A 9,394-nucleotide genomic window follows, 5' to 3' on the forward strand; every position below is an offset into this window, starting at 1 on the left:
ACACCCACGGCAAGGGCGCGGGCCACGGAAGCGAGCACGGATTCACTGACGGCCCGCTCGCCGTTCTCGATACGGGAGACCAGGCTCGGCGAGACATGCGCGCGTCGGCCGAGTTCGGACAGTGAGTAGTCGCGGATGGTTCGGAACTCTCGGATGCGTGCCCCGATGCGCTCCGGTGCCGCGGAGGCGTGGTCGTGCATACTGACCCCCATCGCGATGCTGACAACTCGCAATGTACTCGCGTTGAGTTCGCGATGACGACGCGCGGCCCTCATCTCCCACGGTGGGGGCCGTCGTGCTGTACGCCTGTATCCCGCGCGTTCGGCTTGCCGACACCTTGTGCCACCGGGGCCGCATACGTCCGTCAGGCGCCCGTATCTGCTCGGTTTCCCCGGACGCCGTCACTCGAACCGTGTGGTGTCGCCCGCCCCCCGCCGTACGATCTCGGCCTCGCCGCCGGAGAAGTCGATGACCGTCGTCGGTTCCGTACCGCAGTCCCCGGAGTCGATCACCGCGTCCACCACATGGTCGAGCCGCTCCTTGATCTCCCAGCCCTGCGTCATCGGCTCCTCCTCGTCGGGCAGCAGCAGCGTGCTGGAGACCAGCGGCTCGCCGAGCTCGGCGAGCAGGGCCTGGGCCACGACGTGGTCGGGGATGCGCACGCCGACGGTCTTCTTCCTCGGGTGGAGCATCTTGCGCGGCACCTCCCTCGTCGCGGGCAGGATGAAGGTGTAACTGCCGGGCGTGGAGGCCTTGATGGCGCGGAACACGTCGTTGTCGACATGCACGAACTGGCCCAGCTGCGCGAAGTTCTCGCACACGAGGGTGAAGTGGTGACGGTCGTCGAGCTGACGGATGGACCGGATCCGGTCGAGACCGTCACGGCTGCCCAGCCGGCACCCCAGCGCGAAACACGAATCCGTCGGATACACGATGAGCGCGCCGTCGCGGATTCCGGCGGCGACCTGACTGATGGTGCGCTGCTGGGGGTTGTCCGGGTGCACGTCGAAGTACTTGGCCATCTGCCGAGCATATGCGGCTGCCCAGCGAGGTGCGGTGAGGACACCGGTCGTTCCCGCCGGACCCACCAGGCACGCCGGCGGAGCGCGCAAGAGGCCCCCGCGGGTGCCGGGAAAGGCACACGCCCCGGCAGCCCACCAGGCCGGGACCACACCATCCCCGAGCCGAAGGACCGGCAGCCCACTGCTCACCTACGTCCACTACGTCTGCGTCGGGTGAACCGCACGGCCAGGAGATGAGAGCACCTGCCGGAGTCAGAGGGCGACCGGCAGCTTGTTGCCCAGCCAGCTGTCCAGCGTACGCATGTAGCTGGCGGTGATGTGCGCGCCGTTGCGGTAGACGATGACGTTGCCGATGACCGCGGGGCAGGTGCCGTTCGGGCACAGCATCGGGGTGGGGTCGACCAGTTCGACCTCGTCGACCGCCTGCGCCGCCGCGACGTTGACCCGATCGAAGCTGCGTCCGTCGTCCTCGCTGAAGGCGCACTCGGTGAGGTTGTCCAGCTCCTTGGACACGCAGGCGGGGATGTCGTCCGGCGGATGCGGGTTGTCGGCCAGGGTGACCACCTGGGCCCCGGTGCTCCGCAGCGTCCGCAGCGTGTCGGCGTATCCGTCCGTCAGGGCCTCCGCGCCGGCCGTCGAGCGGAGCGCTTCACCGTCGCGCACCACCTTCGTGGTGGCCAGATTCCCGGTGACGATCATCGACGGGTCCTCGCGGTCGATCCGGCGCAGGGTGTGGTCGCGCCAGGTGTCGCACTCGGTGTACTCGCGCTTGAGCTGGCTGTTGTAGGTAGGTACCTGAGCGGGGGTGCAGGCGGATTTGGTGAGGACGACCAGCCGCCAGCCGCGCTCCTTGGCGATGATGTCGAGGGCGGGGGTGTACTGCATCGCGTGCGAGTCACCGAACAGCACCACCGTGGTGTCCGACGACCGGTCTCCGTAGACGCACTCGGGGGACCGGGTCCCCGGCTGATCGACCAGGCACCCGTCGTCGTGCACCTGGCCCCGGTCCTCGGTTGCCTTCTCGGGCACCGGACGCAGCGCGCTCGCGCTCTCCTGCGGCGCCGTGCTCTCCCGCAGCGCCTTGGCCCCCTTGGCCTCGGCGGGGGAGGCGAGCTGCACCGTGGGCACGGTGCTCCACGACACGGAGCCGACGAGGACCGACACGGTGGTGCACGCGGCTCCCAGCCCCAGCGCCGGACGTACGGGCTCGAAGCGGGGGGACCGGCGGAAGCGTTCCTCCACCAGCCGGTGGGTGAGCGCTGCCGGCACCCAGGACAGCGCCACGACCAGCAGCGACAGGGAGGGCGGCAGCTCCGAGAGCCAGGCGGTGGCGAGCACGATCGCGGGCCAGTGCCACAGGTACCAGGAGTAGGAGATACGGCCCACGTACCGCACGGGCCGCAGCATCAGCAGCCGCGCGGTCGCGGTGTCCGCCGACGCCGACCCGGCGGCGATGACCGCCACCGTGCCCAGCACCGGCAGCAGCGCCCCCGGCCCGGGGAACCGGGTGCCGTCGTTGAAGAGGACCGCCGCCGCGACGATGGCCGCCAGCCCGCCGAACGCCACCATGCCCGGCACCCGGCCCGGCCGGCGCAGGCGATGGGCGGGCACCAGGGCCAGCAGCCCGCCGGCCGCCAGCTCCCAGCCACGGGTCGCCGTCGAGAAGTACGCCGCACCGGCCTCCCGCTGGGTCAGGAACACCGAGTACGTGAAGGAGGCGACGGCGATCGCGCCGAGCGCCACCGCCAGCCGGGGGCGCAGGCTGAGACCGCCGCGGCGGCGGCACCACCAGGCGATCGCCAGCAGCAGCAACGGCCAGACCAGATAGAACTGTTCCTCGACCGCCAGCGACCAGAAGTGCTGCACCGGGCTGGCCTGCGCCTCCAGGGCCGAGTAGTCGACGGCCTCGCCCGCCAGCCGCCAGTTGATCACGTAGAGCGCGGCGGCGACCACGTCGCTCGATACAGACCGGCGCTCCACCGGCGACATGACCAGCCACGACAGCAGCAGGACCGAGGCCAGCACCACGACCGTCACCGGCAGCAGCCGCCGTGCGCGGCGGGCGTAGAAGCCGCTCAGCGAGATCGTGCCGCTGCGCTCCAGCTCGCGCACGAGGAGGCCGGTGATGAGGAAGCCGGAGACGACGAAGAAGACGTCCACGCCGATGTAGCCGCCGCTGAGCAGTGTCACGTCGGCGTGATAGAGGAGCACGGCGGCGACGGCCACCGCGCGCAGGCCCTCCACGTCGCCTCGGAAGCCGCCGCGGGGTGGCTCCGCCGGGGGCCGGTCCGCCCGGTCTGCCGTGCGCGTCTCCTGTCCCCGGGGCATCACACGCTGCGACTCGTCCATCCCTCCTCGCTATCACACGGGCCTGTGCGCGGGGCGGCAACCCGTCCCGTTCGACGGACAGACGGCTCGTCATCGCCGGTCGGCGCGTACGGGCTCCGGGGTGTGCTTCCCGGACGGACCGTGCCCCCAGGGGCGCGGGGCGGCGTCGACATTGCGGCTCCGCCGCGGGGCGCGACCAGCCACGGACAACCCGCGGCTGCAGAACGGTCCGCAGTCCCGCGATCGGCTCCCAGCGGAGGGCCTACGCCCCGCTCTCCCGCAGCATGTCCTCCCGCTCGACCAGCTTCACGCGCTCGCGGCCCTGGGGCTCGCCCAGAGCCTTCTCGGCCGCGTCCAGCCTGTACCAGCCCTCCCACGTCGTGAAGCGGACGTTCCGCTCGGCGAGGAACGCGTCCACGGCCTCCGGGGCGGGCGAAGCCGGCTCGTGCAGACGGCCGTTCGCGTGGTCGTCCAGCAGGTTGGCGACCGTCTCGTTGGCGTCGCCCTTGGTGTGGCCGATGAGGCCCACCGGACCGCGCCGGATCCAGCCGGTGACGTACGTCGACTGAAGGTGCGCGCCGGACTCCTCGATCACCCGGCCGCCCTTGTCGGGAACCGTGCCCGACTCGACGTCCCAGGGCAGCTTGGGCAGCTTGTCGGAGAGGTAGCCCACCGCGCGGTAGATCCCGGTGACGTCCCAGTCCGTGAACCTGCCGGTGCCCTTGACGTTGCCGGTGCCGTCCAGTTCCGTGCGCTCGGTGCGCAGGCCGACGACCCTGCCGTCCTCGCCGAGGATCTCGGCCGGCGACTCGAAGAAGTGCAGGAACAGCTTGTGCGGGCGGTCGCCGGTGTCCCGGATCGCCCACTTCTCCAGCGTCTTGGCGACCATGTCGGCCTGCTTGTTGCCGCGCCGCGTCGCGATCGAGCCGTCGTCGTAGTCGATGTCCTCGGGGTCGACGATGACCTCGATGTTGGGGGAGTGGTCCAGCTCCCGCAGCTCCATCGGGCTGAACTTCGCCTGCGCCGGGCCACGGCGGCCGAAGACGTGGACCTCCAGGGCCTTGTTGGCCTTGAGGCCGTCGTAGACGTTCGCCGGGATCTCGGTCGGCAGCAGTTCGTCCGCCGTCTTGGCGAGGATGCGCGCCACGTCGAGCGCGACGTTGCCGACACCGAGGACGGCGACCTTCTCCGCCGTCAGCGGCCAGGTCCGCGGGACGTCCGGGTGGCCGTCGTACCAGGAGACGAAGTCCGCCGCGCCGTACGAGCCGTCGAGGTGGATGCCGGGTATGTCGAGCGACCGGTCGGCCGTCGCGCCCGTCGAGAAGACGACCGCGTCGTAGAAGGCCCGCAGGTCGTCCAGGTTGATGTCGGCCGGGTAGTCGACGTTGCCGAAGAGGCGGATCTGCGGCTTGTCGAGCACCTGGTGCAGGGCCGTGATGATGCCCTTGATCCGTGGGTGGTCGGGGGCGACGCCGTAACGGATCAGGCCGAACGGGGCGGGCATCCGCTCGAAGAGGTCGATGGACACACCGGGCTCGGCGGCCACGTCGGACTTCAGCAGCGCGTCGGCGGCGTAGATCCCGGCGGGTCCGGCTCCGACAATGGCTACCCGCAGGGGGCGGGGCATGATCAGGTTCCCTTCGAGCGGTGACAGGCGACTCGACGGCAACCCTAAACTAAGGCAAACCTTACCTGGTACGGGGGTTAGGTCTATGACCCCATAAGGCGATCTTATGGCCCGGTGCTGCCTTCCGGCCGCTCGACCGAGGTCGAGGCATCGGACTCGTCGCGCTCGGACCCGTCGGACCTGTTGGATGCGTCGGCTGCGTCGGGCGTGTCGGATGTGTCGGGCGCGGAATCGTCCCCGTCGGACGTACGGAGCAGCTTCGCATGGGCACTCACCCGCTCCAGGGGCCTGGTGAGTGTACGGAACGAGAAACGCTCACGCTTCCGGGGCTCCTCCCGGGGCGGGGGAACCGTGCCGGAGTACTCGCGGTACGCGGCCAGCGCCTCGTGGGCGCGTTCGGCGGCATCCCGGTACAGGTCGCGCGACCGGGTCATGGCCTCAAGAGCCTCGGCGTACTGGGACACGAGCCGGCGGGCGTGGGCCAGTTCCTCCTCGACGGTCAGCAGACGCCACTCCCGGCGGTGCTCGGCTATGGCGTCCTCGGCACCTTCCGGCAGAGGCCTGGGCAGTTGGGCGTACCGCACCACCGTGTCGATGAGGTCGGTGGGCCGTGAACCGTCGAGGAACACACTGCGTACGGCGAAGTCGCCCTCGCCGTCACCGGGGTGGCCGGATGCTCCGGGCAGTACCACGGCGCCACCGCGGGGCACCTGGACGCCCAGGTCGCCGAGCGCCCAGTTGACGGCATGGAACTGGTCCGGGACCGCCCGGTGCTCCACGACACGGTGCCGCAGGCTCGGCGGCATCTGCGGCACGAGGGTGCGTCGACCCCGCTCGTCGGGGGTCATCGCCTCGTGCACGACGACGTGGATGCTCCAGCTGCGGCGGGCGCACTCCTTGAGCAGGCGCCGCAGCTGCCGGTCGTCTGTGGGCAGCGGATTGGTCTCACGCAGGCGAAGCCCGGGAACCACGTCGTGGTCCCAGTCGGCGTCGGGCTCGTCGGGCCAGAACATGGTGGCGGGCGACGGCCACTGCGGGTCCCAGGCCCGGTCCGCCTCCGCGACCAGCACCCAGTCCCGTACGTCGTGGTCCTTGCCCTGCGGCGCGCCGATGTTCAGGCGTGCCCGCACCACGACGTCGTCGGCGACCCGCCAACGAGCCTCGAAGGCACACCCTTCCGCACCGTCACCGGGGCTCTCGCACTCCACATGGTCGTCGACCACCCCGCTGCTGGTCAGCTCCAGCAGACGGTGTCGGACCGAATCCTCGGCGGCGGAGCCGAGGTACCGGCCGCGGGCCGGCCAGACGGTGTCGGGAACCGTGGCACGCGGGGTGGGGGACTTGGTCATGGCTCACTCTGCGCAGACAGGAGGGGCGAGATGCGTCTCCCAGTATGGTCCGCGCACGTCAGGTACCCGAAACGGGGTCTCTTGGAGAGTGGCCGCGTATCGGACACCCGGCGCGCGAGGTGTTTGCCCTCGGGACGAACGGCAACGCGGATGCCATGGACGAAGCGAACAAGGACACGAACGAGCAGAACGACAAGACGGATTCCGCCGCGACGGCCGCGTCCGGGACGCGTCGGGCCGCGAGCAAGGCCACGGAACCGGCCTCGCGCTCCAGGAAGGCGGCCGCGGCAAAGGCGGATGAGACGGCGTCAGCCGCCAAGTCCGGCGCCGAGCGCGCGGCCGACACGGCGAGCGGCGCCGTGCACGGCGCGACGCGGAACGTCGAGGCGGGCCGGCAGGCGGTCATCGCGGCCTCGGGGCAGGTCGCGGCCACCGCCGGGACGGCCTGGACGGCACTCACCCACCACAAGGCCGTCGTCGTGGGAGTGGGAGCGGGCCTGACCGCGCTGAGCGCCGCGTCCTATACGGCGGGCCGCCGCGCGGAGCGTCACACGTACGGCCCTCACTCGGCTCACCGGCGGGCGCATCTGACCGCCGTCCTCCAGGAGCGGCACAAGCGGCTGCTCCTGGAGGACGTAAGAGGGTTCGTAAAGGGGCTCGTAAACGGGCTGTCTACGCCTACCAGCGGCCTTCCACCTGGTCCTTGATCCGGCGGTCGTACAGGTCCCGGATCGCGGTGAGCGTTTCGTCCGGCAGTGGCGGCAGCTTGGCCGCGGCCGCGTTGGCGCGCGCCTGCTCGGGCGAGCGGGCACCCGGGATCACGGTGGTGACGCCGGGCTGCTGGACGACCCAGCGCAGCGCCAGCTGGGCCGGTGTGAACCCCTGGGGGGCGAGGGCGGAGAACTCGGCCGCCGCCTCGACGCCCGTCTCGAAGTCGACGCCCGAGAAGGTCTCACCCTGGTCGAAGGCCTCGCCGTGCCGGTTGTACGTGCGGTGGTCGTTCGCGGCGAAGACGGTGTCCTTCGTGTACTTGCCCGACAGCAGACCGGAGGCCAGCGGGACCCGGGCGATGATGCCGACGCCCGCGTCCAGAGCGGCCGGGAGGACCTCCAGCAGCGGCTTCATACGGAAGGGGTTGAGGATGATCTGCACGCTCGCCACGCCCGGCCGGGCGATCGCCGTCAGCGCCTCGGCGCAGGTCTCCACGCTGACGCCGTACGCGGCGATGCGCTCCTCGTCGACGAGCGTGTCCAGGGCGTCGAACACCTCGTCCGACGCGTAGACGGGCGTCGGCGGGCAGTGCAGTTGCACCAGGTCGATGCGGTCGACGCCGAGGTTGCGCCGGGAGCGGTCGTTCCAGGCGCGGAAGTTGTCCAGGACGTAGTTCTCCGGGATCTGGTCCGTGCGACGGCCCATCTTCGTCGCGACGAGCACGTGCAGATCGGGCCTGCCGCGCAGGAAGGTGGCGATGGTCTGCTCACTGCGCCCGTCGCCGTACACATCGGCGGTGTCGAAGAAGGTCACCCCCGACTCGGCCGCCGCCTCCAGCACCGCCAGGGCGTCCTTGTCGTCCACGTCTCCCCAGTCGGCGCCCAGTTGCCAGGTGCCCAGACCCACGACCGACGCCTGCTGACCCAACCTGCCGAATTCACGCTGTTCCATGCTGTCAGTGTGTCATCCGCCACGTCGGCATGCGGAGGGGGCTGCTCCGGCATACGAACCACGGCCCGTCCACCCGGTCTCGCCCTCGGCTGCTGGGCTGGTGCGGCCAACTGGCAAGCGCTTGCGGCGAGTTGAGGCGTCGACAACTTCAGTTACTCCCGCGTTACATGCGGTCGCTCTGCGCAATCGATCAACCTTGTTATGGTGTTACTCGCCGGTAGGAAGCTGAACGGGGGCGCGAAACGGGGGGCGTGAGAGGGCGGTTGGCACAGCGCCGCGGCCTCTCGCGTGGTCGGGTCCGGGGCACCCGGGCGCCGACCCCGCTGTACTCGGCGGTGCTGGCCGAGCCCGTGCCCGGTGACCGGCTGGATGCCGCGTACTGGTACGCGAACCTCAGGGAGCCCGTCCGCTTCGCGGACACGGTCCCCCGGATGCTGGACGACGGCTACCGGTACTTCGTCGAACTGAGCCCGCACCCGTCGCTGACGGCGTCGATCGAGTCGGTGGCGGCCGAGGCCGGGATCGACGCGGTCGGTGTCGTCTCGCTGCGCCGTCAGCACCGTGGCCGCGATGCACTGCTGCGCCGGCTGGGGGAGCTGTACACGGCCGGGCACACGCCCGACTGGCCGGTGCTGTTCCCGAAGGGCCGCCGAACCGACCTGCCCACGTACGCCTTCGCCCGCGAACACCACTGGCGTGCGCCCGCCCCGGCGCTGTCGGCGGGTGGCGCGTCGCCGCTGCTGGGCGCGCACATCGAGGCCAGCGACGAGCCCGACCGGCACATCTTCCAGAGCGAGATCGACCTGCGCGACAGCTCTTTCGCCTATCTGGCCGACCATCGGGTCACCGGCGAGGTCTGGCTGCCCGGCGCGGCGTTCCTCGACATGGCGCTGGAGGCCGCGTCCGCGCTGCAGGGCGGTGGCGAAGTACACCTCGCGGACGTCAGGTTCGTACAGCCGCTGCACCTGGACGCGGAGAAGCCCGTACGACTGCAACTGGTCCTGCGGCCCGCCGAGGACGGCTTCCGGGACTTCACGATCGCGTCGGCGGCGGCCGGAGCGCGGTGGGAACGGCACGTCAGTGGGCGTGTCGCGGTCACCGCGCCAGTCGGCGCCGACACCGGGGGCGAGCCGTTCGCCGCGCTGCGGGAGCGGTGCCGTGAGACGGCCGACCTGCCGGGCGTGGCCGAACTGGCGACGACCGGCCGGCCCAAGCCGCTGCACCACATCTCCTCCGTCGCGGTCTTCAACGAGGTCGGTATCACCGCCATGGGCGAGGACGACCCGCTCGCCCGCGTCGACCGCCTCATCGCGGGCTACCGGGATTCATTCGCAGTGCTCCGGCGTTCACGCCGGAGGTGAAGCGAATCAGCTGGGTGCGGCGCGGAGCGTCGCGGTGTCGTTCCG

At 70.9% G+C, this 9,394-nt stretch carries 8 protein-coding genes; 2 read left to right on the forward strand and 6 right to left on the reverse strand.

From position 1 onward, the window contains the following. The 5 genes from ACWD3C_RS46965 to ACWD3C_RS46985 form a co-directional block, all read right to left on the reverse strand. On the reverse strand, window positions 1-200 hold a 200-nt coding region (locus ACWD3C_RS46965; protein ID WP_451141721.1), incomplete at its 3' end, for a helix-turn-helix domain-containing protein. A 201-nt stretch (window positions 201-401) separates the two neighbouring features. Continuing rightward, on the reverse strand, window positions 402-1,022 hold the full coding sequence (locus tag ACWD3C_RS46970; protein WP_451154697.1) for an L-threonylcarbamoyladenylate synthase: 621 nt from the start codon (window positions 1,020-1,022) through the stop codon (window positions 402-404). A 252-nt stretch (window positions 1,023-1,274) separates the two neighbouring features. Continuing rightward, window positions 1,275-3,371, reverse strand: a complete 2,097-nt coding sequence (locus ACWD3C_RS46975; RefSeq protein ID WP_451154699.1) for an acyltransferase family protein — start codon at window positions 3,369-3,371, stop codon at window positions 1,275-1,277. 241 nt (window positions 3,372-3,612) lie between these two features. Further along, a complete protein-coding gene (locus tag ACWD3C_RS46980) occupies window positions 3,613-4,977 on the reverse strand; it encodes an FAD-dependent oxidoreductase (protein ID WP_451154701.1) in 1,365 nt (454 codons plus the stop codon). Window positions 4,978-5,081: 104 nt separating this feature from the next. Beyond that, complete coding sequence (locus ACWD3C_RS46985; protein ID WP_451154703.1) at window positions 5,082-6,326, reverse strand: hypothetical protein; 1,245 nt, start codon at window positions 6,324-6,326, stop codon at window positions 5,082-5,084. 155 nt (window positions 6,327-6,481) lie between these two features. On the opposite strand from ACWD3C_RS46985, the gene ACWD3C_RS46990 reads away from it, so the two are divergent. Continuing rightward, window positions 6,482-7,033, forward strand: a complete 552-nt coding sequence (locus tag ACWD3C_RS46990) for a hypothetical protein (RefSeq protein WP_451154705.1) — start codon at window positions 6,482-6,484, stop codon at window positions 7,031-7,033. Here the strand turns inward: ACWD3C_RS46990 and ACWD3C_RS46995 are convergent. Next, window positions 7,005-7,988, reverse strand: a complete 984-nt coding sequence (locus tag ACWD3C_RS46995; protein ID WP_451154707.1) for an aldo/keto reductase — start codon at window positions 7,986-7,988, stop codon at window positions 7,005-7,007. The two genes, ACWD3C_RS46990 and ACWD3C_RS46995, sit on opposite strands and share 29 nt — an antisense overlap. A 263-nt stretch (window positions 7,989-8,251) precedes the next feature. On the opposite strand from ACWD3C_RS46995, the gene ACWD3C_RS47000 reads away from it, so the two are divergent. Further along, window positions 8,252-9,349 (forward strand): acyltransferase domain-containing protein, encoded by a 1,098-nt coding sequence (locus tag ACWD3C_RS47000; RefSeq protein ID WP_451154709.1) that lies wholly within the window; start codon window positions 8,252-8,254, stop codon window positions 9,347-9,349. Window positions 9,350-9,394: the final 45 nt, after the last annotated feature.

It is taken from the genome of Streptomyces sp. NPDC002845 (genome assembly GCF_053591955.1).